This window comes from Brevundimonas sp. SH203 (assembly GCF_002157625.1).
GTDB lineage: Bacteria > Pseudomonadota > Alphaproteobacteria > Caulobacterales > Caulobacteraceae > Brevundimonas.
In genome coordinates, this window is record NZ_BDMM01000008.1 from 1 (window position 1) to 23,815 (window position 23,815).

Annotated in this window: 18 protein-coding genes and 1 tRNA gene; 12 read left to right on the forward strand and 7 right to left on the reverse strand. The window is 68.0% G+C overall.

All coding sequences use genetic code 11. The features are described from left to right. The first annotated feature begins 11 nt into the window (after positions 1-11). Positions 12-88, forward strand: a tRNA-Met gene (locus tag SH203_RS14530). Positions 89-159: 71 nt separating this feature from the next. On the opposite strand, the gene SH203_RS14535 is transcribed toward SH203_RS14530, so the two are convergent. After that, complete coding sequence (locus SH203_RS14535; RefSeq protein ID WP_087121683.1) at positions 160-1,518, reverse strand: metallophosphoesterase; 1,359 nt, start codon at positions 1,516-1,518, stop codon at positions 160-162. A 239-nt stretch (positions 1,519-1,757) separates the two neighbouring features. On the opposite strand from SH203_RS14535, the gene SH203_RS14540 reads away from it, so the two are divergent. Continuing rightward, complete coding sequence (locus SH203_RS14540; RefSeq protein ID WP_087121684.1) at positions 1,758-4,010, forward strand: TonB-dependent receptor; 2,253 nt, start codon at positions 1,758-1,760, stop codon at positions 4,008-4,010. A gap of 66 nt (positions 4,011-4,076) precedes the next feature. On the opposite strand, the gene SH203_RS14545 is transcribed toward SH203_RS14540, so the two are convergent. The 3 genes from SH203_RS14545 to SH203_RS14555 form a co-directional block, all read right to left on the reverse strand. Beyond that, the gene (locus tag SH203_RS14545) at positions 4,077-6,551 is read right to left on the reverse strand and encodes a TonB-dependent receptor (RefSeq protein WP_159457579.1); all 2,475 of its coding nucleotides are present in this window, start codon (positions 6,549-6,551) and stop codon (positions 4,077-4,079) included. Beyond that, positions 6,538-7,539 carry a FecR domain-containing protein gene (locus SH203_RS14550; RefSeq protein WP_087121686.1) on the reverse strand — a complete coding sequence of 334 codons (1,002 nt, stop codon included), beginning with the start codon at positions 7,537-7,539 and terminating at the stop codon, positions 6,538-6,540. Before SH203_RS14550 ends, SH203_RS14545 begins: the two co-directional genes overlap by 14 nt. A gap of 70 nt (positions 7,540-7,609) precedes the next feature. Then, on the reverse strand, positions 7,610-8,137 hold the full coding sequence (locus SH203_RS14555; protein ID WP_234989522.1) for an RNA polymerase sigma factor: 528 nt from the start codon (positions 8,135-8,137) through the stop codon (positions 7,610-7,612). 199 nt (positions 8,138-8,336) lie between these two features. On the opposite strand from SH203_RS14555, the gene SH203_RS14560 reads away from it, so the two are divergent. Together SH203_RS14560 and SH203_RS14565 are read left to right on the forward strand one after the other, a co-directional pair. Further along, a complete protein-coding gene (locus tag SH203_RS14560; protein WP_087121688.1) occupies positions 8,337-9,293 on the forward strand; it encodes a hypothetical protein in 957 nt (318 codons plus the stop codon). 13 nt (positions 9,294-9,306) lie between these two features. Beyond that, entirely contained in the window at positions 9,307-10,401 is a 1,095-nt protein-coding gene (locus tag SH203_RS14565; RefSeq protein ID WP_087121689.1) for a glycosyltransferase family 4 protein, read from the forward strand. On the opposite strand, the gene SH203_RS14570 is transcribed toward SH203_RS14565, so the two are convergent. After that, positions 10,398-10,985: a methyltransferase domain-containing protein gene (locus SH203_RS14570; RefSeq protein WP_087121690.1), complete on the reverse strand. Its 588-nt coding sequence runs from the start codon at positions 10,983-10,985 to the stop codon at positions 10,398-10,400. The genes SH203_RS14565 and SH203_RS14570 overlap by 4 nt on opposite strands. Before the next feature lie 223 nt (positions 10,986-11,208). Here SH203_RS14570 and SH203_RS14575 point away from each other — a divergent pair, with 223 nt between their 5' ends. Beyond that, positions 11,209-11,946 (forward strand): Crp/Fnr family transcriptional regulator, encoded by a 738-nt coding sequence (locus SH203_RS14575; protein WP_087121691.1) that lies wholly within the window; start codon positions 11,209-11,211, stop codon positions 11,944-11,946. Here the strand turns inward: SH203_RS14575 and SH203_RS14580 are convergent. Both SH203_RS14580 and cydD read right to left on the reverse strand, forming a co-directional pair. Then, positions 11,943-13,586, reverse strand: coding sequence for an amino acid ABC transporter ATP-binding/permease protein (locus SH203_RS14580; protein WP_087121692.1), 1,644 nt, complete (start codon positions 13,584-13,586; stop codon positions 11,943-11,945). The two genes, SH203_RS14575 and SH203_RS14580, sit on opposite strands and share 4 nt — an antisense overlap. After that, the gene (gene cydD, locus SH203_RS14585) at positions 13,583-15,187 is read right to left on the reverse strand and encodes a thiol reductant ABC exporter subunit CydD (RefSeq protein ID WP_087121693.1); all 1,605 of its coding nucleotides are present in this window, start codon (positions 15,185-15,187) and stop codon (positions 13,583-13,585) included. The genes SH203_RS14580 and cydD overlap by 4 nt, the downstream gene beginning before the upstream one ends. A gap of 194 nt (positions 15,188-15,381) precedes the next feature. Between cydD and SH203_RS14590 the strand changes: the two genes are divergently transcribed. The 7 genes from SH203_RS14590 to SH203_RS14620 all read left to right on the forward strand — a co-directional run bounded on the left by SH203_RS14590 (position 15,382) and on the right by SH203_RS14620 (position 23,802). Next, positions 15,382-16,962 (forward strand): cytochrome ubiquinol oxidase subunit I, encoded by a 1,581-nt coding sequence (locus SH203_RS14590; RefSeq protein ID WP_087121738.1) that lies wholly within the window; start codon positions 15,382-15,384, stop codon positions 16,960-16,962. A 24-nt stretch (positions 16,963-16,986) separates the two neighbouring features. After that, positions 16,987-18,135, forward strand: coding sequence for a cytochrome d ubiquinol oxidase subunit II (cydB, locus tag SH203_RS14595; protein WP_087121694.1), 1,149 nt, complete (start codon positions 16,987-16,989; stop codon positions 18,133-18,135). A gap of 19 nt (positions 18,136-18,154) precedes the next feature. After that, the gene (cydX, locus tag SH203_RS14600; protein WP_017504187.1) at positions 18,155-18,304 is read left to right on the forward strand and encodes a cytochrome bd-I oxidase subunit CydX; all 150 of its coding nucleotides are present in this window, start codon (positions 18,155-18,157) and stop codon (positions 18,302-18,304) included. Beyond that, positions 18,291-19,679, forward strand: coding sequence for an oxygen-independent coproporphyrinogen III oxidase (gene hemN, locus SH203_RS14605; RefSeq protein WP_087121695.1), 1,389 nt, complete (start codon positions 18,291-18,293; stop codon positions 19,677-19,679). Before cydX ends, hemN begins: the two co-directional genes overlap by 14 nt. 152 nt (positions 19,680-19,831) lie before the next feature. After that, on the forward strand, positions 19,832-21,040 hold the full coding sequence (locus SH203_RS14610) for an LL-diaminopimelate aminotransferase (protein WP_087121696.1): 1,209 nt from the start codon (positions 19,832-19,834) through the stop codon (positions 21,038-21,040). Between the two features lie 6 nt (positions 21,041-21,046). After that, a complete protein-coding gene (locus SH203_RS14615) occupies positions 21,047-21,991 on the forward strand; it encodes a DUF808 domain-containing protein (protein WP_087121697.1) in 945 nt (314 codons plus the stop codon). Positions 21,992-22,074: 83 nt separating this feature from the next. After that, entirely contained in the window at positions 22,075-23,802 is a 1,728-nt protein-coding gene (locus SH203_RS14620; protein WP_087121698.1) for an alkaline phosphatase family protein, read from the forward strand. The last annotated feature ends 13 nt before the right edge of the window (positions 23,803-23,815 follow it).

The following is a 23,815-nucleotide window of genomic DNA, read 5'->3' on the forward strand; positions in this document are numbered from 1 at the left end:
CGACCGCTTGCCGCGGGATGGAGCAGCCCGGTAGCTCGTCAGGCTCATAACCTGAAGGTCGTAGGTTCAAATCCTACTCCCGCACCCAAGATCTAGCCCGCATGGCCAAAGCCAGGCGGGCTTTTCTTTGTGCGCACAGCACATCGGACACTCCCCCGCCTATCCCTCGCTCGCCAGGGCCGAGGCCGCGACCGCCTTCAGCGTCAGGCCCGGCGACGGCTGGAAAATGAGGTCATCCCTTCCGAAATACGTCTGCTGGTTGGTCGCGCACCAGTCCGTCGTGACGATGCGGATCGGACCACGCTCGGGAGCCGCGCCGAAGGCATAGAGGAAATCCCCCGTCAAAGCGCCCAGCGGCAAAGGACGATCCTGATTGGCCCGGGCCATGAATGTGCCGAAATCAGCTCGCGAAACCTCCGCCGTCAGAAGCCTGCCCTCGAAGCGGACGATGGAATCAAAGACGTAGCGGCTGACACGGCCGGCAGGAGCGGCGTTGCCCAAGGTGGTGTGGCCGATGAAGCCGGCGTGCGCGCCTGTCGCTCTCGCCATGCCGGCGGCGATCGCTCGGCCCGTATCGCCCAACGACAGGGCGCGACGGCCGGTCCACAGCACCGCCTGTTCCTCGGGCGTGAGCTGTTCGGTCAGGGTGCGGGCGGTCAAGGTCGCCAGTGCGGGCGAGGCGGCGCTCTGCGTCGAAACGGGATGAGACGCGGCCGTCACGCCGCCGTCGGCCGCGAATTCCGCAACCGTATAGGCGCTGGTGAAGGAGCCCGTATGCACATAGGCGCTGGACCCCCGCTGGTGCTGGAACAGCAGATGATCATGACCACCCACCATCAGCGCCCCGGACGGCAACATCGGAAGCATGTCTTGATCGGCAACGACACCTGCATGGCTCATCACCATAACCTTGTCCGCGCCCGACAAACTGTCCGACAGGTGCGCGCGCGCCCAGTCCGCAGCCGCCGGGATCGACAACTGATCGCGCGACGCCTTGGGATAGGTGTTCATCGAATTGGTGGCCATGCCGACGACCCGCAGACGATGCGCGCCGAACGGCAGCGTCGCGACGGATGGGGCGTAGCCGACGCCGGTGCGGGTGTCGGTGATGGTGCTGACGACGTGCAGGCCCAGCGTCTTCATACGGGCCACCACATCGGCCAGATCGGGCGTCAGGTCGTTGTCGTGATTGCCCAGGTTGACGACGGTCGGCGCCAGGCCGGGCAGGGCGGCCAGAAACGCCCAGTCCACCACGCCGCTGGAGCGTTGGGCGACGACATTACCCTGTTCGAAGATGTCGCCGTTGACGGCGATCACATGGGGCGCGGGGTGCGACCGGATTTCGTGTTCGAAGGCCGCCAGCAGATGAGCGGTGCGCTCATAGGCGGAATGCAGATCCGACACGGCCAGCACCCGGCCGACGACCGCCTGAGGCTTCATGGCCGCCAAACCTGGCGACACGGCTGCGGCGGCGGCGAACTGAAGAAGCCGACGACGGGAAGGCGCGATGAGAGGCATGGAGGCTCCAGCCGATGTCCGGGAAGGCGCGGAGCTACGCTCACGCAAGGACCGAGTTTCGCATTCCAGGAGATGCGGCGCAATGCGAGGCGTCTGCGGGAGAGCGGATTGTCACAGGGGTGTGGCCGCGTCGTCAAAGGTTCAAGAAATAGGGGGCGGTCGCCACTAGCGATCCGCCCGGCGAGGCCTTACGGCCTCGCGCGACAAATCCTCCCCCTGTCGCCAAAGGAATCTTTTTCATGCTTCGCCAAGCCCTTCTGGCCGCCACCGTCAGCGGCGTCGCCCTGCTGAGCGCCGGCGCCGTTTCAGCGCAGACCACCCAGGCCGCCCAGGCCGTTCCCGCCGCGGAACCGGCCGGCGTCGACGACATCGTGGTCACGGCCCAACGTCGCAGCGAGAACATCCGCGACGTGCCCTTCGCCGTCACGGCGCTGAGCACCGAGACCCTGCAGGAGGTTTCGGCCGGCGGCGCCGACATCCTGTCGCTGTCGGGCCGCGTGCCCAGCCTGCAGGTCGAAAGCTCGAACGGCCGCTATGCCCCGCGCTTCTATATTCGCGGCCTGGGCAATGTGGACTTCGACTTCACCGCCTCGCAGCCGGTGTCGGTCGTGCTGGACAATGTGGTTCTGGAAAGCGTCTATCTGAAGGGCTTCCCCCTGTTCGACGTGCAGCAGCTGGAAGTGCTGCGCGGGCCGCAGGGCACGCTGTTCGGCCGCAACACCCCGGCCGGCGTGGTCAAGATCGACACCGTCAAACCGTCGGACGAGTTCACCGGCTTCGGCTCGCTGACCTATGGCAACCTGGGTTCGACGCGCGCCGAGGCGGCCGTCACCCTGCCGGCTTCGGACACGCTTCAGGTGCGCGGCGCCATTCTGTGGAACCACCGCGACGACTGGGTGAACAACGCCTACAACCCCTCGTTCGCCAATCCCGACAAGGATGATCTGGGCGGTTTCGACGATCTGGCCGCGCGCGTCCACGTCGCCTGGACCCCGACCGACCGCCTGTCGACCCTGCTGACGTTGCAGGCCCGCGACTATGACGGCACGGGCACGATGAACCGCGCCAACGCCCTGACCAAGGGCTCCAATAAGCTGAACGACAATTTCGACCGCGACACCGTCTATTACGACGGCGGCCGCAACAACTTCCAGAAGCAGAAGACCACGTCCCAGTCGCTGCAGGTCGCCTATGACTTCGGCCCCGCGACCCTGACCGGCATCGTCGGTTCGTATCAGGGCTGGTCGCAGGGCGACGGCGATATCGACGGCGGCGTGGCCTCGGCCCCGACGACGGCTTCCTACAAAACGCCGTTCAACGCCGAGACCGGCACCCTGTCCAGCGATCTGCTGCAGAACACCTATGAACTGCGTCTGGCCTCGAACGGCGACGGCCGCGTGGGTTGGCAGGTCGGCGCCTTCTATTGGGACGAGCGCTTCAACCTGGTCAGCGGCACGTTCAACGGCGTGGGCGATCCGCTGCCGACGCGGGCGACCGACATCGTGCAGAAGTCCGATTCCTGGTCGGTGTTCGGCCAAGGAAGCTACAAGGTGACGGATGCCTTCAAGGTGACGGCGGGCGTCCGCTACACCGACGACAACCGCCACTACAACGGCCAGATCGTGCTGGGGAACGGCGCGGGCGGTACGGGTTCCGTCTCGGTCGGCGATCAGCAGGTCAGCTGGGACGTCAGCGCCGTCTATCAGGTCAACGACGACTTGAACCTGTTCGCCCGCGTGGCCAAGGGCTATCGTGGCCCGTCGATCCAGGGGCGCAACCTGCCGGTCCTGACCACGGCGAACTCCGAAACCGTCATGTCCTACGAAACCGGCCTGAAGGCGCGGATGATGGACGGCCGCGCGCGCTTCAACGCCACCGCCTATGCCTATGAAGTCAGCGACATGCAGTTCACCGCCATCGGCGGCGCGGACAACTCCAACCGTCTGATCAACGCCAAGAAGGGCGAGGGTTATGGCCTGGAGCTGGACGGCGATGTCTATCTGGGCGCGGGCTTCAGCCTGGCGGCCGGCGGTGCGTGGAACCACACCGAGATCAAGGACAAGGATTTGCTGGTCGCGGTTTGCGGCTCCAACTGCACCGTCACCGATCCCATCGTCATGGTGGGCACGACCCGTCGCGCCGCCATCAACGGCAACCCCTTCCCGCAGGCGCCGGAATACACCGCCAATCTGACGCTGAACTACGTCAGGCCTCTGGGCGCCGACACCGAACTGTTCGCCTCGACCGACTGGGTCATGCAGAAGAACTTCAACCTCTTCCTCTATGAATCGGTCGAATTCATGCAGAAGACGCACTTCGAAGGCGGGCTGCGCGCAGGCTGGCGCGATGTCTCGCGCGGCATCGAGGCGGCGGCCTACGTCCGTAACCTGACGGACGAGGAAAATGTGATCGGGGCCATCGACTTCAACAACCTGACCGCCTTCGTCAACGAGCCGCGCACCTATGGCGTGCAACTGACCAAGCGGTTCTGAGGTCGAACCAACCGCAATGTCCAAGGAAGGCCGCCCTGTTCGCAGGGCGGCTTTTCTTTGTGGGGGCTATTGCAGCGCCCATCTCAGCGTAAGGCCGATGGTGCGGGGGCGAAGCGGAGTGACGGCCTTGGCGTCGGGCAGGCGGAACGGGTCGCTGTAGGCGAAGGTGTTGGCGCGGGTGTCGAACAGATTGTCCACGAAGACCGTGGCGACCCAGGGCGCGGCCTCGACGCCCATGGACAGCCGCCCGGTGGCGTAGTCGCCCATGCGATGCTGCTGGCGACCGTCGAAGGTCAGGCGGGACGCGCCGACGTAGGAGACGCCGCCGTCCGCGATCAGTTGCAGTCGGTCCCCCAAGGGGCGGCGGTAGGTGAACCCGAGATTGGCCGAGGCCTTGGGCACGCCGGGCAGGGCCGCGCCGCGCTGGGTTTCGAACCGGCTGGCGGGGTCGGTGATGCGGGGATCGGCGATCAGGCCGTTGGCGAAGATCTCAAGCCCGTCCGTGGGGCGCCAGTTGGCCTCGGCCTCGAACCCGACATCGGCGCCGTCGCCGACATTGACCACATAGGCCAGGCCGCTGGGCAGGAACTGGTCGCTCTGCACATCGCGCCAGCGGGCGGCATAGACGGCGGCGCGCACGCGGGCGCGGCCGTCGGCGGAACGGACCTTGGCGTTCAGCTCCAGGTTCCACAGCGAGTCCGGGCGATACTGGCGGGCGGGGGAATCCGCCAGGCCGCTGAAGTCCTGGCCGATGACGCCGGCGGTGTTGAAGCCCCCCGCGCGCCGGCCGTGGCTGAGCTGGGCCGACAGGTTCAGCCGGTCGCTGGGCTGCCAGGCCAGGGCGATCTTCGGCGTCAGGCCGGACGAGGAGCCCTGGCCATCGAAGTTCCGCACCCGTGTTCGCTGACGCACCGTGGAGGTGGTGTCGTAGTCCAGCGTGTAATAACGGGCGCCTGCGGTCAGGGTCAGGGTCGGCGTCAGGTTCCAGGCCGTCTCGCCATAGACGGCGGCCTCTTTCAGGGTGTCGCGACGGGTTTCGGCGTAGAGACGCAGCGGTTCGGCGCGCAGGATCGAAAGGACGGGATTGGTGCGTGTCGTGCTGGTCGAGGCCAGGGCGCCGACCAGCCAGCGCCAGCGTCCGACATCGGGCGAGGTCAGCACCGCCTCGCCCACGACCAGATCGATGTCCTTGTTTTCGTCCAGCGCTCCGACCGAGGCCGAGGACCCGAAGCGTCGCAGGGCGCTGGAGGCGTCGTAGCGGCTCTTGAAACGATGTTCGACAACGGCGAGCGAAGCGTCCAGGCGGCCCCAGTCACCCCGTCCTTCGAGCGAGAGCGAGGCTTGGTCGAAACGGTTCTGATGCGGCTCACGCACCAGATTGGCGCGGCGCAGGGGGCCGCTGCCGCGATAGATGTAGTGGGTGTCCTCGGTCATGATCGACTGGTGGACGAGGCCCGCGCGCGCGGTCCATCCCGGCGCCAGGGCCAGGGCGCCCGACAGGCGACCGCCGCGCCGCGTGCCGTCGTTGACGCGGCGCAGGTTCAGTTCGACGTTGTTGATATAGCCGCTGAAGCTTTCGCCATAGACGGCCGCGCGGATCGCCGCCCGTTCGCCTGCCAGCGGCAGATTGGCGACGACGTTGTAGTCGGTGTTGGTCCCGCCGCCGTGGGTGTTCGAGCGGGTCAGGGCGACGGCCAGATCCTCGCGCCCGAATTCGGGCCGGCGGGTGACGATGCGCACGACGCCGCCGATGGGGCCGGTGCCGTAAAGCGTGCCTTGCGGGCCGCGCAGCACCTCGACACGATCGACGTCGATCAGCTTCAGGTCCGGGTCGGGCGCGCTGTAGGTGATGGGCGTCAGATCGAGATAGAGGCCGACCGTCGATTGGGTCAGGCCGGTGAAGACCCCGTCGGAGATGCCGCGCAGAAGGATCTTGTTCCGGCCGGGGCCGAGGTTCGTCACCGTCATGCCCGAGACCAGATTGTCCAGGCCCTGCATTCCCGTCACGCCGGCCCGGCCGATGCGGTCGCCGGTCACGGCCGTCATGGCCGAGGAGGAGCGCTGGATCAGTTCGGGGCGGCGAGGGGCGGTGACGACCACCTCGCTGACCTGAACCGCCTCGGTCGACGGCGCCGGTCTGGAGGTCGTGCGGGATGGCGTCGAGGGCGGCATCGGAGAGACGCGCGGCGCGGGGCTGATGATCACCGCGCCGTCGGGTCGGATCAGATAGCGGCAGCCCGAACCGGCCAGGATGCGATCCAAGGCGGCGTCCAGCGTCATGCGGCCACGCAGGACAGGGCTGGTTCCCGTGCAGGCGGTCACGGACCCGCCCAGCGACACGCGCGCTTCTAGCGCCAGATCGAGAAGGGCGTGATCCACCGGCTGGCGCGGCACATAGAGGTCCAGGACGTGCGGTTGTGCGGCCCAGGCCGGGGTGGCGAGGGCGGCGGTCGCGACGAGCGCGAAGCTGACGTTCAGGGCGGCGGCGCGTGACCGGGACAGGTCGAGGGGTTCAGGCCGCCCGGCCTCAGCCGGCCTCACGCGCATCGACGTGGACAGCGTTCGTCGAGGCGTCGATCCGAATAGGAAGGAAGTCCTGCAGTTGCTGCAACATCACGGCCTCGTCGCCAATACGCAGGGCGCCGGTGAAGCGCAGCGCCCGAGCCGATGTCGATAGCACAACAGGTTTGTCGAGATAACGCGAAAGATCGTCCGCGACTTCGCCCAACGGGCGATCACGATAGACCAGCACGCCCTGACGCCAGGCCGAGGCGCGATCCGGCGCGACGGCGGCCAGGGCCGGCGTTTGATGAGCGATCTGCGTCAGGGCCTGTCCGGCGATCAGGCGCACGCGCGGCGCCTTGGCCGGGGTGACGGCGACCACGCCGCGTTCGACCGCCACGGCGAAGTCGTCGCCGTGGTTCAGCACATTGAAGGCGGTGCCCAGAACCTCGATCTGGTGATCGCCGGCGGCGATCACGAACGGGTGGGCGGGATCATGTGCGACATCGAAGGCAGCCTCGCCCTCGGCCAGTGATACCGCGCGACGATCGCCGTCGAAACGCACGTCCAGGCGCGAATGGCGGTTCAGATAGACGTGCGACCCGTCCTCCAAAGCCACCGTCAGCGGCGCGTCGGCGGTGGCATAGGTCTGGCCGTTCGGCGCCATCCAATGCCAGAGGCCGACGGCCAGGGTGATGCTGGCGGCGACACCCAGGCCAGGCGCCAGCCAGAACCGGCGGCCATGGGCGCGGCGATGACGAGCCTCGGTCAAGTCGATCACCGGCGTCGGTTCGGGCGCGAAGGCGGTGGTCGCATCCAGGGCGTCCAGATCGACCCACAGGCGCTCGACGGCGTCATAGGCCAGGGCGTGAGCGGGCGACGCCTCCAGCCAGGACTGGAAGTCGAGCCAGACGTCGTCGCCGGCCGCTTCGTCGCGCAGGGCGACGAACCAGTGGAGCGCCTTTTCGTCGATGTCGGTGTTCGCCGTCATGCCGTTCCAGACGGGATCGACGTGGAGAGACGCCATCCCTGAAGCTTAGACGTCACGGCGAATGCGCCGCCTCCACAGTTTCGTTCGGCGACGGGCGAAAGAACGATCATGCCCGCACCTTTCGCGCCAGGACGCGCAGGGCGTCCATCATGTGTTTCTCGACCGAACTGCGTGAAATATCCAGCTGGCTGGCGATGTCGGCGTAGCTGACGCCATCGAACTTGTGCAGGCGGAAGATGGCGCGGGTCTTGGGCGGCAGGGTGTCCAGCGCGGCGACCAGCCTGGCCAACCGTTGGCGAGACGCCACAACGGCCTCGGCGGACGGGGCGTCGTCCAGATCCTCGACCGCGCCCGTCTGATGGTTGATCTGACGCCAGGCGCTGTCGCGCGCGGCGGCGCGCTGGCCCGAGCGCCATCGGTCCAGCATCAGGTTGGAGGTCAGGCGAAACAAAAAGGCACGCGGATTGTCGACCGGCGTGTCGGCGGGCAGAGTCGAAACCTTCAGATAGAGATCCTGCAACAGATCATCGACATCGCCCGAGGCGCCGCCTAACCGCGCGCGGCAGAAGCGGGCCAGATCCGGCCGCTGCTCCAGATAGGCGGCGATCAGCGGATGCGCAGGGGGCGCGGTCAAACAGGCGAAATCCTCTGACACGTCCCTGAAAGGAACTCCAAACCTCCATGCCGCGCCGATTTTCATGAGGCAAGAGCAGAGCGGCGACGTCTTTGGATCGAAGGCGTCGCCGCAAACGGCGAACGGGGTTTTGATGCGCGCGTATCCAGCACAGTCCAGGACGACGACGCGGATTCTTCCGGTCGGCTAGGGCGGCGTCATGTTCGATATCTGGCGTTCCGGCTTCATCCGCCGCCCCCTGTCCAGCGTCATCGACCAGCCTCCGGCCGCCGATGAGGTGACGTGGCTGCCCGATTGCGGCCCCTACGCCTATGTCGCCGACCCGTTCGGTATGACCCGCGACGGCGTGCTGACCGTCTTCGTCGAGGCGTTCGATTATCACGTGCGGCGCGGCGAAATTCATTATCGCCAGTACGACGCCGAGGACCGGCTGATCGGGCAGGGGGTGGCGCTGGCCGAGCCCTGGCACCTGTCCTATCCGACCCTGATCGAGGACGGCGGCGACCTCTATATGCTGCCCGAAGGCTACAAGAGCGGCGGGTTGATCCTCTATCGCTGCGCGCGTTTCCCCGACCGATGGGAGCCGGCGGCGCGTCTGGGCGATCAGGCCGCCATCGATGCGACCGTCGTGCGTCACGACGGCCTGTGGTGGATGTTCCACGCCCTGGCGGGGCCGGACGACCGGGCGATGCGTGAGATGCATCTGGCCTGGGCCGAAAACCTGACGGGGCCGTGGACCGCCCATTCCGCCAATCCGGTGATCCGCGGCCTGGACGGCTCGCGGCCGGGCGGCACGGCCTTCGTTCACGACGGGGCGCTTCATCTGCCGGTGCAGGACTGCACGGCGACCTATGGGGCGGCCATCAATCTGCTGCGGATCGAGACCCTGACGCCGGACGCCTTTTCGGCGGTCGCGGTCAAACGGTTCGAGCCGGGCGACCTGCTGGCCGGGTTCGGCGACGGGCTGCACACCTTGTCCGGTCATGGCGACGTGACCTTCATCGACGTGAAGGGCATCCGCCATTCGGCCGCAGAGCCGTGGCTGAAAGCCGGGTTCAAGGCGCGGCGTCTGCTGGGGCTGAACGGGCCGCGCGGGCATCGTGCGACCGGGCCGGCCGTTCATGCAAAACTCTTTGCGACCGACGTCGGGCGCTAGGAAGATTGAGGCCATGCGAATCGCCGTCGTTCTGCCGCGTGGCTCCACCTATTGCCCGGACAAGGCCAATTCGATGGAGACAGTGGTCCGCACCCTGTCGGCGCACAGCCGTCTGCAGAAGGGCGTAACCCTGATCGCGGATGCGGGCGCCGTCGCGCCCACAGATGTCAGTGTGCTGACCGTGCCGGCGGGGCTGGGTCGTAAGGCGCGCAATGCGGCGGTGGCCGACATCCTGCGGACCCTGTCGCCCGACATCATAGAATATCATCAGCAGTTGAAGTCGTCTTCGGAACTGGCGCGTCAATTTCCGAACGCGATTAACGTCCTGTATCGCCACACCCGCATCAAGCCGGCCCGCAATCCGATCGGGGCCTGGCGTTACGGCCGTCGCCTGGCGCGGTTCGATCGTCTGGTGTTTGTCAGCCAGGCGGCGGGACAGGAGTTTGCGGCAGACTATCCGGCTCTGGCGGAGCGGGTTGCGGCGGTGTGCAATCCCATCGCCGTCGACGACTGGCGCGCGCCGCCGCAGGACCGCGAGAAGCTGATCCTGTTTTCGGGACGGGCCATGCATGACAAGGGTCTGGACCTGTTCTGCACCGCCTTGGCCCAGACGCTGGACCGTCATCCCGACTGGCGCGGGGCGCTGATGCTGGGGGACTGGGACAAGCATCAGCACTGGGCCGAGCCGCACGTGGCGGCCCTGGCCCGGTTCGGCGAGCGGGTGGAAATCCACAAGTCGGCGTCGCTAGCCGAGGTGAAGTCGGTCACGCGGCGGGCCGCCATCGCCGTGGTTCCCTCGCGGGTGCGCGAGGCGCTGGGCCTGTCGGCGCTGGAGGCCCATGCGGCGGGCGCGGCCCTGATCTCCTCTGGTCGGGGCGGACTGCGCGAGGCCAGCGGCGATCACGCCCTCTATGTCGAGGTCGAGGACGCCGCGCCCTTGGCCGCCGCGCTCGAACGGCTGGTGAGCCATCCGGCCGAACGGCTGGCGCTGGCGGCGGGCGGGCAGGACTATGTGGCGCGGGTGCATTCCCCGGCGGCGCGGGCGGCCGAACTGGACGATCTGCGTCAAGCGCTGGCGGATCGGGCGACGACCAGGCCGCGGGACTAGATTCGGATCAGGCTGTCATAGACGTGGGTGACGGTGTCGAAACCGACCCGCGTCGGGCGATCGCCCAACGACGCGGGGGCGAAATGGGCGGCGGTCAGGCCGGCCGCGACCGGATCTTCGATCTTGTCGGTGTTCCAACCCAGAAGCAGGCGACCGCCGGGTCGTAGAATGGCGGCCAGGGCGGCCAGGGCGCGTTGCTGCTGTTCCGGGGTGTCCACGCCGTAGCCCATGACGCCGTTGCAGATGACGGCGTCGAACGTCAGGTCCGAAAACAGAGCGTCGGCCTGGCAGATGTCGCCAGTGCGATGACGCCCCGGTCGGCCCCAGCGCGCCGCGCCCGCGTCGATGTCGGTGGTCCAGACTTCGCCGCCCAGCGCCTCAAGTGCGGCATAGTCGTCCAGCGTATATTCGCGACAGCCCACCCACAGGATGCGCCCGCCCTCGGCGGCCAGGGCGGGGACATAGCTGTCGGCCATCACCTGACGGTCGGGCAGGCTGCGGATTCGCGTCGCCTTGGCGGATCGCCGCGCGTGCGCCGCGCCTTCGCCCAGCACCAAGGCCATGAAGGCCGCAATAATGCCCATCGTTCATCCCCCGTATTCCCCGCGATATTTCTACCGAGACGCGCTCAGTCTGCCAATCATCGATCGTTTAGGGGCGGCCGGTCGTTTGGTCGCACGGGCTTTCGCCTCAGATCGCCAACGCCTATCGACAGAGCGCTGTAGGATGCTCCTGATGCGCCCCGATCACGGCGGGATTTGCGCCGATGGGGCGCGCGCCTTAGGCTCGGAGGGAACGCGAGGCCTGATGTTGGAAGTCCGATCCCTGTCGAACGAGTGCCTGCAACGGCGTCAGAGCGCGGTGTGCGACACCTGCGGCGCGCGGCCGTTCAGCGTCTGCGCCAGCCTGAAACCCGAGGATATGGCGGTTCTGGACGCCATCGCCGAACAGCTGTCGCTGCAGGCCGATGCGGTTCTGGTGCGCGAAGGCGATCCGGCGAACAGCGTGTTCAACATCACCTCCGGTTCGGTGCGGCTGTACAAGTTGCTAGCCGACGGGCGGCGTCAGATCATCGGCTTCCTGTTCGCCGGCGACTTCATCGGTTTGGCGGCGGGCGAAGACTACGGGTTTTCGGCCGAGGCGATCGAGCCGACGACGGCCTGCCGGTTCCGCAAGACCGACTATCAGGCGGCGGTTCGGTCTCGCCCGGCGCTGGAGGCGGCGCTGCTGGATCGGGCGATGCACGAACTGGCGGCGGCGCAGAAACAGATGCTGCTTTTGGGGCGCAAGACGGCCCGGGAGCGGCTGGCCTCCTTCCTGCTGGACCTGCCGGGGCGCGATCCCATGCGGCCGTCGCGCGACAACCGGGTGCGCCTGCCCATGACGCGGGCGGAAATGGCCGACTATCTGGGCCTGACCATCGAGACGGTCAGCCGCGAACTGACCAAGCTGAAGAACGCCCAGGTCATTCAGGCCCTGTCGCTGCACGAGATCGAGGTGGAACGCCCTGATCGTCTGCAGGAATTGGCCGACGGCGAGGTCTAGGCGGCGTTCCGTTTCGCGCACGCCAGTCTGACGCGGCCGTCCGTTTCCAGGCCGTCGATGTGGATCGTGCTGGGGCACAGGGCCATCGGCGGGACGCGGTGGCTGATCAGGATCAGGCCCTGGGCGCGTTCGGCCAGCCGCGCTTCGAGCGCCGTCAGCACATGGGCCTCTGTCGCGGCGTCCAGCCCCTCGGTCGGTTCGTCCAGCACCAGCCAGGGCGCGTCGCGCAGATAGGCGCGGGCGAGGTTCAGGCGGCGGCGCTCTCCGCCCGACAGCCGTTCTCCGTTCGATCCGACGGTGGCGTCCAGACCCAGGGGTTCGGCCCGGATGCGCTGGCCTAGTCCGGCGTCGTCCAGAGCGCGCCACATGGCCGTCTCATCGGCCGCTCCCGCCAGGGCCAGGTTTTCGCGCACCGATCCGTCCAGCAGCCGCACGTCCTGGGCGGCGTAGGCGAACAGGGCGCGGCGGTCGCGGGGCGCGATGTCGGCGATGTCGACGCCGCCGATTTGCAGTTCGCCGCCTAGCGCGGGTCGCAGACCGATCAGCCGCTCGACAAGCGTGGTCTTGCCGACGCCGGACGGGCCGGTCAGACCGAACCGCTGGGGCGGCGACAGCGGGTCGCCCGCACCGATCAAGGCGATGGCGTCGGCCAGAGGCGCGAGGCCTTGGCCTGGGTTTTCGGTGGGCAGGATCGCATCCAGTCGCGACAGGGCCTGTGCGGCGCCGCCGTTCTGATGCAGGGCGGCGACCAGCCCGCCGGCGGCCTCGATTCCCATGATGGCGGCGAGCGCGGCCAGGGCCGTCATCGACAGGGCGGCGCCGGCGCTGGCGGGCACGACCAGGGCGACGGCGAGGACGGTCGCGACGGCCTGCCAGGCGGTCATCCAGCCGGCGGCCTGGGTCAGGGCGATCTGGGCCCGGTCGTGATCGGCTGCCGCCGTCGCCGCCTGTTCGGCGGCCCAGCCCTCCAGCCCATAGGCCTTCAACTCGGGCGTGACGGCTTCCAAGGCGGCCAGACGATCCTTCAGCACGCCCACCGCGACCTGGGCCGCGCGTCCCGCCGGTTCGGCCAGGCGGCGCGCGATCAAAATCCCGCCGATGCAGGCGACGGCCATGGCTGCGAACAGAGCCAGGCCGGCCCAGGGTGTCGCCAGACTGGCCAGGATGATGGCGGCGGCGGCCCCGGCGCCCAGGCTGACGGGGACGGAGCGGCGCACGAACAGGGTCTGAACCGCGTCCACGTCCTGCACCAGGCGGGCCGACATTTCCCCGGACGACAGGCTCAGCGCCGCTTCGGGAGGCCCGTCGGCGATGGCGCGAAACAGCTGGGGACGCAGGCGGGCCAGGGCCTTCAGCGCCGCTTCGTGCCCCGCCACCCGTTCGACGTATCGCCCGCCGGTGCGCAGGATGGCCAACAGGCGGATGATGGCGCTGGGCATCATATAGTTGAAGCTCTGGGCCGCCGCCGCGCCCGCCGCTCCGGCGAAGGCGGCCCCGGTGATGAACCAGCCCGACAGGCCCAGCAGGCAGACGGCCGAAACCGTGACAACCGCCCCGGCGGCGGCGGCCAGCCGCAACCGCGCGCGTTGCTCCAGCGTCTGGGCCGCGATCAACTGCCCGATCCGCATCCGCCGGCTCATAGCTGCACCACACGGTCGGCCAGGGTCGCGACGGCGGGGGAGTGGGTCGCGATCAGGGTGGTGCGGCCGCGCGCGGCCTTGGCGATGACGGCGATCATGGCCTGTTCCGAGGCGGGGTCCAGATTGGCGGTCGGTTCGTCGAGCAGCAGGATGGGCGCGCGTTTCAACAGGGCGCGGGCCAGACCCAGCCGTCGCCGCTCGCCGCCTGACAGGCCGCCGCCGCGTTCGTCGATAAGGCGATCCAGATCGCCCGACAGGCCGGCGGTGCGCGCCGCCATCGCCACCCGGCCGGGGCAACTGGCGGGATCGGCCAGGGCGATGTTGCGGGCCAGATCGCCCGGCACGACGATGGGTTGTTGGCTGGCCCAGGCGATGCGCCCGGCGACATCGCCGTCCAGGCTCAGTCTGGCCGCGCCGATCTCGACCTCGCCTTCGGTCAGGGGCGCCAGACCGAGCAACAGATGCAGCAGGCTGGACTTGCCTGCGCCGCTGGCGCCCATCAGGGCGACGATCTGTCCGGGAGCGATGTCCAGGTCAAAGTGTCGAACGACCGGCGCGCGGCCGTCGTAGGCGATGGCGACGTCGCGGAAACGGATGGCGGGGGCCAGATCGCCCAGCGCGGCATGCGACCGCCGTATCGACGGCGGCGTGACCAGCGAGGGGGCGGCGGCCTCTGCGGCCTGGCGGTCGTGATAGGCGGCGGCCAGACGGCGCAGCGGCTGATAGACCTCGGGCGCCAGGGCCAGGACGAAGAAGGCGCGCGGCAGGTCCAGCGCCTCCGGCACGGGGAAGGGCAGCAGTCGCAGCAGGTTGAAGCCGCAATAGACGGCGATCAGGGCCACCGACAGGGCCGAGAAGAACTCCAGCACGCCGGACGACAGGAAGGCGATCCGCATGACCCGCGCGGTGCGGCGCTCCAGCTCGTCGGCCGCCCTGGCGATCCGGTCGGTGGTCTGCGCTGTGGCGTCGAAGGCCAGGATGGCGGGCAGGGTGCGGACGCGGTCGACGAACAGGCCCGACAGCCGCTCCAGCGCCTGGAATTGACGCCGGCTTTCGCCCGCCGCCGCCGTCCCGGCCAGGGCCATGCCGACGATGAAGGGAAACAGGGTGAACAGAAGCACGCCCGCCGCGACCGGGCTGGCCACGGCCGCCGCCGCGATCAACAGCAGGGGCGACAGGCCGGCGGCTATACGCAGGGGCGCGAACCGGGCGAAATAGCCGTCCAGCGCGCCGACGCCCTCGACCAGGGCGGTCAGGCGGTCGTTGGAGCGCACGCCCCGTCCGAACAGATCGGCCAGCAGCCGGCCGCGCACCTCGACCTTGACCGCCCGGCCCAGCCGCGCGCCGACGACGACGGCGACCTGACCGATCAGGGCGCGCGCGATCAGGCTGAGGACCGCCAGGGTCAGCCAGGGCGCGGCGGCGGCGAAACCGGCGTCGAAATTGGAAATGGCCAGGGCCAGACCAGCGGCGAAGCCGATGGCGGGGGCGACATCCGCCACGGTCAACAACCCGGCGATCGTCGCCAGCCTGCGCCAGGGCCGGCCGGCGGCCTTCAGCCAGGCGGCCGGTGCGACGGCATCGGGCGATAGGGCGGTCATCGGCGAACTCCAGCACGTCCGGGCGCGCGACGCCTTTGGACAAAACGCCGTTGGGCGGAATGTCCAAGGACGAAGCGTCCAATAGATCGAGGGTCTGGCGGCGGCTTTGATCGAGATCAAGGCGACCAGCCGGGCGTGCTTCTAGGGCCATCCAAACGCCGGCGTCCGGACTGGCGTGACGGAGCAATGCCATGATCGACCTCGCGGTCGTCGACCTGTCCCGGCTGCAGTTCGCGCTGACAGCCCTTTATCACTTCCTATTCGTGCCCTTGACGCTGGGGCTGTCGTTCATGCTGGTCATCATGGAGTCTATCTATGTGATGACCCGTCGGCCGATCTGGCGGACCATCACACGCTTCTGGGGCGTGCTGTTCGGCATCAACTTCGCCCTGGGCGTCGCGACCGGCATCACCATGGAGTTCCAGTTCGGCATGAACTGGAGCTACTACAGCCACTATGTCGGCGACATCTTCGGCGCGCCGCTGGCCATCGAAGGGCTGATGGCCTTCTTCCTGGAGGCCACCTTCGTCGGGCTGATGTTCTTCGGCTGGGACAAGCTGAAGCCGCACGCCCACCTGTTCGTCACCTTCATGGTCGCTCTGGGCACCAATCTGTCGGCCCTGTGGATTCTGATCGCCAACGGCTGGATGCAGAACCCGGTGGGCGCCGCCTTCAATCCCGACACCATGCGGATGGAGGTCACGGACTTCATGGCCGTGCTGTTCAACCCGGTGGCCCAGGCCAAATTTGTCCACACCGTCAGCGCGGGCTATGTCTGCGCCTCGGTCTTCGTGCTGGGCGTCTCGGCCTTCTATCTGCTGCGCGGCAAGCACGTCGGTTTCGCCAAGCGGTCGATGACCGTGGCCTCGGCCTTCGGTCTGGCGGCGTCGCTGTCCGCCGTCGTGCTGGGCGACCAGTCCGGCTATGCCCTGACCGATAACCAGAAGATGAAGCTCGCCGCCCTTGAGGCCATGTGGCACACCGAGCCGGCGCCGGCGGGCCTGACCCTGATCGGCATTCCTTCGATGAAGGACCGCGAGACCCGCTTCGGCGTGCATGTGCCGTGGGTGATGGGTCTGATCGCCACCCGCACCATCGACAAGCCGGTCGAGGGCATCTTCGAACTGGTCGCCACGGCCGAGGATCGCATCGAATCCGGCGTCGTCGCCTATGACGCCCTGCAGAAGGTCAAGGCCAACCCGGCCGATCCCGTCGCGCGCGGCGTGTTCGAGACTCATCGCCGCGACCTGGGCTATGGGCTGCTGCTGAAACGCCATGTCGCCGATCCGCGTCAGGCGACGCCCGAACTGATCAAGCAAACGGCCTGGGAAACGGTTCCGAACGTGCCGGCCCTGTTCTGGAGCTTCCGCATCATGGCGGGCGTCGGAATGTTCCTGATCGCCATGTTCGCCACCGCCTTCGTGCTTTGCACCCTGCGTAAGCACCATACGAAGTGGTTCCTGCGCCTTGCTGTCCTGGCCATTCCGCTGCCGTGGATCGCCATCGAGTTCGGCTGGATTCTGGCCGAGTTCGGTCGCCAGCCCTGGGCGGTGGAAGGCGTGCTGCCCACCTTCCTGGGCGCCTCGTCCCTGACCGTGCCGCAGCTGTGGGCCACCATCGTCGGCTTCACCGTGTTGTATGGCGCGCTGGCGGTGGTCGAGGTGCGGCTGATGCTGTTCGCCATCAAGAAAGGGCCGTTCCACGAACAGGAGACGTTCGGCGAACCCAATCCCGAAGCGCCGGCCGAGCGCGTTCCCGCGCCCGCCGTGGCCTGACCCAAGACCTTAGGACATCCGACAATGGATCTTCCCCTCGACTTCGCCACGCTTCGCCTGATCTGGTGGGGGCTGCTGGGCGTGCTTCTGATCGCCTTCGCCCTGACCGACGGTTTCGACCTGGGCGTCGGCGCCCTTCTGCCCTTCGTCGCCAAGACCGACGAGGAGCGCCGTATGGTGATCAACACCGTCGGCGCCACCTGGGAAGGCAACCAGGTGTGGTTCATCCTGGGCGGCGGCGCCATCTTCGCCGCCTGGCCCTTCGTCTACGCCGTCAGCTTTTCGGGCTTCTACCTGGCCATGTTCCTGGTGCTGTCCGCGCTGATCCTGCGGCCCGTGTCGTTCAAATATCGGTCCAAGCGGACGTCGCCGCAGTGGCGGTCGTTCTGGGACTGGTGCCTGTTCATCGGCGGCTTCGTGCCGGCCCTGGTGTTCGGGGTGGCGGTGGGCAACGTCCTGCTGGGCGCGCCCTTCCATCTGGATGGCGACCTACGGTCCTTCTACGACGGCAGCCTGCTGGGCCTGTTCACCCCCTTCAGCCTGATCGCCGGCCTGTTGTCGGTGGCCATGCTGGTCCTGCACGGCGCGGCCTGGCTGTCGGTCAAGGCCGAGCAGGGGCCGGTGCTGGATCGCGCCCGTCGCTTCGGCACGATCGCGGGCGTCGCCGCCCTGGTGTTGTTCGCCGTCGGGGGGCTGTATGTCGCCTTCGGCGGCCTGGGCTACCGGATCACCGGCGCGCTGGACGTCAACGGTTTCTCCAACCCGCTGCGCACGGCGGTCGAGGCCGCGCCCGGCGCCTGGCTGGACAACTATGGCCGCTATCCCTGGATGCTGATCGCGCCGGTTCTGGGTTTCGCGGGCGCCGTGACGGCGCTGATCGGAATGTGGCGGCGTTCGGCGGCGCTGGCGTTCGGCGGTTCGTCGCTGTCCGCCGTGGGCATCATCTCCACCGTCGGCCTGTCGATGTTCCCCTTCATCCTGCCCAGCTCGGTCAATCCGCAGTCGAGCCTGACGGTGTGGAACGCCTCCTCCAGCCATTTGACCTTGTTCATCATGCTGCTCTGCACGGTGGTCTTCCTGCCGCTGATCCTGATCTACACGGCCTGGGTCTATCGCGTGCTGTGGGGCCGGACGTCGACCGCCGCCCTCAAGACCAACCCCGACCTGTACTGAGCCTTAGGAGATCTGAACCATGTGGTATTTTTCCTGGATACTGGGGCTGGGTCTGGCCGTCGGCTTCGGCGTTCTGAACGGCCTGTGGCACGAGTTCCACCTGTTCGACGAAGGCGACGCCGGCCTGTCCACGCCGGACGCATCGAAAGAGGGCGATGTCCCTCTCTAGTCCGGTCGTCGAACCGTCGGCGGCGTCCTGCGCCGATCTGATCGCGCGTTACGACGCCAATGCGCCGCGCTACACCTCCTATCCGACGGCGGCGCAGTTCACGCCCGCCATCGGGGCCGGGCAGTGGGGCGACTGGCTGGCCCGCGCGCCGCTGGATCAGGCGGTGTCGCTGTATCTGCACATCCCCTTCTGCAAGCGACTGTGCTGGTATTGCGGGTGCAACACCCGGGCGATGAACCGCGAGAGCGTCATCGCCAGCTATGTCGATCTGCTGCTTCGCGAGGCCGATCTGGTGCTGGAGCGGATCGGCGGGCCGGTGCGGGTCGGCTCGATCCATCTCGGCGGGGGCACGCCCAATATGCTGGCGCCCGCCGATCTGGAGCGGCTGTTCGCCGGTCTGGCGGCCCGGTTCGACCTGGGCGACTGTTTCGAGATCGCCGCCGAACTGGACCCCGAAGTCCTGACGCCGGAATGGGTCGAGGCGGCGGGCCGGATCGGCCTGACCCGCGCCAGCCTGGGGGTTCAGGATCTGTCGCCGGACGTGCAGGCGGCCGTCAATCGACCCGAACGGTTCGAGACCATCCGCTGGGCCGCGGAAGCCTTGCGGGCGCAGGGCCTCGTTTCGCTGAACCTGGACCTGATGTACGGCCTGCCGCGCCAGACGGCGGAACATGTCGTCACCACCCTGGGGCTCGTCACCACCCTGCGGCCCGAGCGGATCGCCCTGTTCGGCTATGCCCATGTGCCGTGGATGAAGCCGCATCAGAAGCTGATCAAGGACGACGAACTGCCCGGCCCCTCGCTGCGCTTCCTGCAGAGCCAGGCGGCGTCGCGGTATCTGACCCGCAAGGGCTGGACGTCGATCGGCCTGGATCATTTCGCCCTGCCGCACGACGGCCTGGCGGCGGCGCAACGCGCGGGCCGGCTGCGTCGCAACTTCCAGGGCTACACGACCGACCAGGCCCCGGTTCTGATCGGACTGGGCGTCTCGTCGATCAGCCGCACGCCCGACAGCTATGTCCAGAACCTGTCGGTGGAGCGGGAATGGCGGGCCGCCGTGTCTGCGGGCCATCTGCCGACGGCGCGGGGCGTGGTCCTGAGCCGGCACGATGTCTTCGTGGGCGCGATCATCGAGCGGCTGATGTGCGACTTCGCCGTCGATGTCGCCGAGGTCGCCGCGCGGCATGACTGCGCGGTCGACAGCGTCGCCGGCGCCTGGACCCTGCTGGAGCGGTTCGCCAGGGACGGATTGATCGAGGTCGAGGGGCAAAGGCTCGTCGTGACGGACCTGGGACGGCCGTTCGTTCGCGCCGTCTGCGCCGCCTTCGATCCGGCCGCCGTCGCAGTCGCCAACCGGCACGCGCGCGTGGTTTGAGGGCCGCATCGGCGCACATCGTGCGCGCGGTTGGGGATTTTGTCCGCATCCGAGGCAAAAACCGCCCTTTCGCGCTGGTGCGGGCGGTCGCAGGCGCGCTAATCGCTTGGGCGGCCGATTTCTAGGCCGCGACCCCGAACGACGAGTCAGTCATGTCCGAAGAATTCTACCGCATGAAGCGGTTGCCGCCCTATGTCATCGCCGAGACCAATGCGATGCGAGCGGCCGCACGCGCAGCGGGCGAGGACGTGATCGACCTGGGCATGGGCAACCCGGACCTGCCGCCGCCCCAGCACGTGATCGACAAGCTGATCGAGGTGGCCCGCAAGCCCGACGCCCACGGCTATTCGCAGTCCAAGGGCATTCCCGGCCTGCGCCGGGCCCAGGCCAACTATTACGGCCGCCGTTTCGGCGTGGACGTCGATCCCGAGACCGAGGTGATCGTCACCATGGGCTCGAAGGAAGGTCTGGCCAGTCTGGCCACCGCCATCACCGAGCCGGGCGACGTGATCCTGGCGCCCAATCCGTCCTATCCGATCCACACCTTCGGCTTCATCATCGCCGGCGCCGCGATCCGCAGCGTGCCGACCACGCCGGACGAACACTATTTCGAGGCGCTGGAGCGGGCCATGGCCTTCACCGTGCCGCGCCCGAAGGTTCTGGTGATGAACTATCCGTCGAACCCGACGGCCGAGACGGTCGATCTGGCCTTCTATGAACGGGTCGTGGACTTCGCCAAGGCCAACGACCTGTGGATCATCAGCGATCTGGCCTATTCGGAACTGTATTACGACGGCAAGCCGACCGTCTCGATCCTGCAGGTGCCGGGGGCCAAGGATGTGGCGATCGAGTTCACGTCGCTGTCCAAGACCTATAGCATGGCGGGCTGGCGGATGGGGTTCGCGGTCGGCAACAAGAAACTGATTTCGGCCATGACGCGGGTGAAATCCTATCTCGACTACGGCGCCTTCACCCCGATCCAGGCGGCGGCCTGCGCGGCGCTGAACGGGCCGCAGGACATCGTGGAGCAGAACCGCCAGCTCTATCACCGTCGTCGCGACGTGCTGATCGACAGCTTCGGTCGCGCGGGGTGGGACATTCCCAAGCCCGCCGCCTCCATGTTCGCCTGGGCGCCGCTGCCGCCGGCGCTGAAGCATCTGGGCAGTCTGGAGTTCTCCAAACAACTTCTGACCCACGCCAAGGTCGCGGTGGCCGCCGGCGTCGGCTATGGCGAGAACGGCGAGGGCTTCGTCCGCATCGCCATGGTGGAGAACGAGCAGCGCATCCGTCAGGCCGCGCGCAATGTGAAGGCCTATCTGAAATCGCAGGGCGTCAATGTGCCGCCCAGCCGTGAAGACTGAGCCGAGATGCCTTCTGGATTGATCGCGCTGCTGGACGACGTGGCCGGCATCGCCAAGCTGGCGGCCGCGTCGCTGGACGATGTGGGCGCCGCCGCCGGCAAGGCCTCGACCAAGGCGGCCGGGGTGGTGGTGGACGATGCGGCGGTGACGCCGCGCTATGTCACCGGCCTGTCGCCCAGTCGGGAACTGCCGATCATCGGCAAGATCGCCCTGGGGTCGTTCCGCAACAAGCTGATCATCATCCTGCCGGCCGCGCTGCTGCTCAGCGCCTTTGCGCCCTGGGCCATCACGCCGATCCTGATGCTAGGCGGAACCTATCTGTGTTTCGAGGGCGCCGAGAAACTGCTGGAGGCCTTTGGTCACGGCGGCCATGACGAGGCGGCGGTCCAGACGGGCGACGCCGCCGCCCTGGAGAAGACGACCGTGTCCGGCGCGGTGCGAACCGACCTGATCCTGTCGGCCGAAATCATGGCCATCGCCCTGGCCGACGTGTCCGCCCAGCCGATCCTGACCCAGGCGGCGGTGCTGGTGGTGGTGGGCGTGGTCATGACCATCGCCGTCTATGGTGTGGTCGGCCTGATCGTGAAGATGGACGACATCGGACTGGTGCTGGCGCGCCGCGACAACGCCGGGGTGCGCGGTCTGGGGCGCGGTCTGGTCAAGGGCATGCCGGTGGTGATGAGCGCGCTTTCGGCGATCGGCACGGCGGCCATGTTGTGGGTCGGCGGCGGCATTCTGGTCCACGGCTCGCATACGCTGGGTCTGCACTGGCCGGCCGTGCCGCTGGAGCATCTGTCCCATGCTGTAGCCGCTGCGACGGGGCCGCTGGGCGCCGTGACGGGCTGGCTGACGACGGCCGTGGCCTCGGCGGTCGTGGGTCTGGTCGTCGGGGGGCTGGTCGTGCTGGTCGTGCATCAGATCGGTCGCCTGCGCGGCAAGGAATCGCATTAGGGCCAAGCCTGTCCCGGCGCCTGTCACGCAGATGCAATCCGCAGCCGCTAGAGGCCGCCTGCCTGTCGTTGGAGTGTCCTGTCATGTCGTCGATCAAGCCCTGGACCAAGTCCGTGTCGCGTAGCGCCGCCCTGGCGGTGCTGGCCGCCGTGTCGATGGCGGGCGTCGCTCAGGCGCAGGTCGCCACGACCCAGAGCCCTGCGTCCCAGGCCTCGGCTGCGGCCCTGGCGCCGCCCAAACTGATCGTGACCATCGTGGTGGACCAGTTCAGCGCCAATCTGTTCGATCAATATCGCGGGCGTTTCTCCGGCGGTCTGCGCCGCATGGCCGATCAGGGCCTGGTGTCGATCAACGGCTATCAGAGCCACGGCCTGACCGAGACCTGCCCCGGCCATTCCACCATCCTGACCGGGATGCATCCGGTCGAAACGGGCATTCCCGCCAACGACTGGATCGACGCCAAGACGGGCAAGGAGGTCTATTGCCTGGCCTCGACCCGCAACCATCTGGCCCATGGTCGCGACGACACCGACAACGGCCCGGTCGGCACCGAGCAGCTTCAGGCCACGACGGTCGGCGACTGGCTGAAGGCCGTCAGCCCCCAGAGCAAGGTGTTCGGCGTTTCGGGCAAGGATCGCGGGGCCATCAATCTGGCGGGCCATCAGGGCCAGGCCTTCTGGTTCACAGACGGTTTCGGCCTGACCACCTATGTCGAGCCGGGTCAGACGGCGGAGGGGCGACTGGCGCCCGTCGCCGGTTTCAACCGCGCCTTCAACGCCTGGCTGGCCGCCAATCCCGTGACCTGGGACTATCGGAACGGCGAGTGCCGCGCCCTGGCCGGCGACTGGACCATCCGGGGCCAGACCTTCCATTCGCAACTGCCGCCGGCCAGACTGGCGTTCGACAACACGCCGTTGCTGGACGAACAGACGCTGAAGGCCGCCGAATATCTGCTGGACACGCAGAAGCTGGGGCAGGGCGCTGCGACGGACATGCTGGGCGTCAGCCTGTCGGCGACCGACCGCATCGGCCACGCCTATGGCACCCAGGGGCCGGAAATGTGCGAGCAGATGCACCGTCTGGACGCGGCGCTGGGCGACTTCCTGGATAAATTGGCCCAGGCGCCGGGCGGCGCCCTTGTGGTGCTGACGGCCGATCACGGCGGGTCGGACTTCGTCGAGCGACTGCACGCCCACGGCTATCCGCACGCGCGCCGGCTGGATACGGATGCGATCCAGTCGGTCAATACGGCGCTGAAGACCCGTTTCAACCTGCCGGTCGATCCTTTGCAGGCAGGCGGCAGCGGTCTGATGGTCGCCGACGCCGAGCATAAATCTCTCCCCGATCCCTTGCGCACCCAGATCGCCGAGGCGGCGGTCGAGATGTTGCGCCAACTGCCCGACGTCGCCTTCGCCGAGACGCGGGACCGGCTGCTGGCCGAACCGATCCCCGACAGCCGTCAGCCTGAGATGATGACTCTGCGCGAGCGGATGCGCCTGTCGACGGTGGCCGAACGCTCGCCCGACATCCAGTTCGCCTTGGCCCAGAACGTCAACGGCGGCGGTCGCGTCGGCGGGACGATCGGCGGCCATGGCACCCCGTTCGAATTCGACCGCCGCGTGCCGATCATCTTCTGGTGGCCCGGCGCGCACGGCGAGGAACGCTTCCTGCCCATCCGCACGGTCGACATCGCCCCGACCCTGGCGCACCTGATCGGCGTTCCGGCCCCCCAGGTCGAGGGTCGCTGCATCGACCTGAACGGGTTCGCCGTCGCGGATTGCCCGGCGACGGCGCAGACGCCTGCGCGGTAAACTTCTGTGACGA

What these genes read in the sequence shown, in the direction of transcription:
- SH203_RS14535 (WP_087121683.1), bottom strand. Translation starts at nt 1,518, where the DNA reads ATGCCTCTCATCGCGCCTTCCCGTCGTCGGCTTCTTCAGTTCGCCGCC.
- SH203_RS14570 (WP_087121690.1), bottom strand. Translation starts at nt 10,985, where the DNA reads ATGGGCATTATTGCGGCCTTCATGGCCTTGGTGCTGGGCGAAGGCGCG.
- cydX (WP_017504187.1), top strand. Translation starts at nt 18,155, where the DNA reads ATGTGGTATTTTTCCTGGATACTGGGGCTGGGTCTGGCCGTCGGCTTC.
- hemN (WP_087121695.1), top strand. Translation starts at nt 18,291, where the DNA reads ATGTCCCTCTCTAGTCCGGTCGTCGAACCGTCGGCGGCGTCCTGCGCC.
- SH203_RS14565 (WP_087121689.1), top strand. Translation starts at nt 9,307, where the DNA reads ATGCGAATCGCCGTCGTTCTGCCGCGTGGCTCCACCTATTGCCCGGAC.
- SH203_RS14615 (WP_087121697.1), top strand. Translation starts at nt 21,047, where the DNA reads ATGCCTTCTGGATTGATCGCGCTGCTGGACGACGTGGCCGGCATCGCC.
- SH203_RS14610 (WP_087121696.1), top strand. Translation starts at nt 19,832, where the DNA reads ATGTCCGAAGAATTCTACCGCATGAAGCGGTTGCCGCCCTATGTCATC.
- SH203_RS14560 (WP_087121688.1), top strand. Translation starts at nt 8,337, where the DNA reads ATGTTCGATATCTGGCGTTCCGGCTTCATCCGCCGCCCCCTGTCCAGC.
- SH203_RS14580 (WP_087121692.1), bottom strand. Translation starts at nt 13,586, where the DNA reads ATGAGCCGGCGGATGCGGATCGGGCAGTTGATCGCGGCCCAGACGCTG.
- SH203_RS14540 (WP_087121684.1), top strand. Translation starts at nt 1,758, where the DNA reads ATGCTTCGCCAAGCCCTTCTGGCCGCCACCGTCAGCGGCGTCGCCCTG.
- SH203_RS14575 (WP_087121691.1), top strand. Translation starts at nt 11,209, where the DNA reads ATGTTGGAAGTCCGATCCCTGTCGAACGAGTGCCTGCAACGGCGTCAG.
- SH203_RS14550 (WP_087121686.1), bottom strand. Translation starts at nt 7,539, where the DNA reads ATGGCGTCTCTCCACGTCGATCCCGTCTGGAACGGCATGACGGCGAAC.
- cydD (WP_087121693.1), bottom strand. Translation starts at nt 15,187, where the DNA reads ATGACCGCCCTATCGCCCGATGCCGTCGCACCGGCCGCCTGGCTGAAG.
- SH203_RS14620 (WP_087121698.1), top strand. Translation starts at nt 22,075, where the DNA reads ATGTCGTCGATCAAGCCCTGGACCAAGTCCGTGTCGCGTAGCGCCGCC.
- cydB (WP_087121694.1), top strand. Translation starts at nt 16,987, where the DNA reads ATGGATCTTCCCCTCGACTTCGCCACGCTTCGCCTGATCTGGTGGGGG.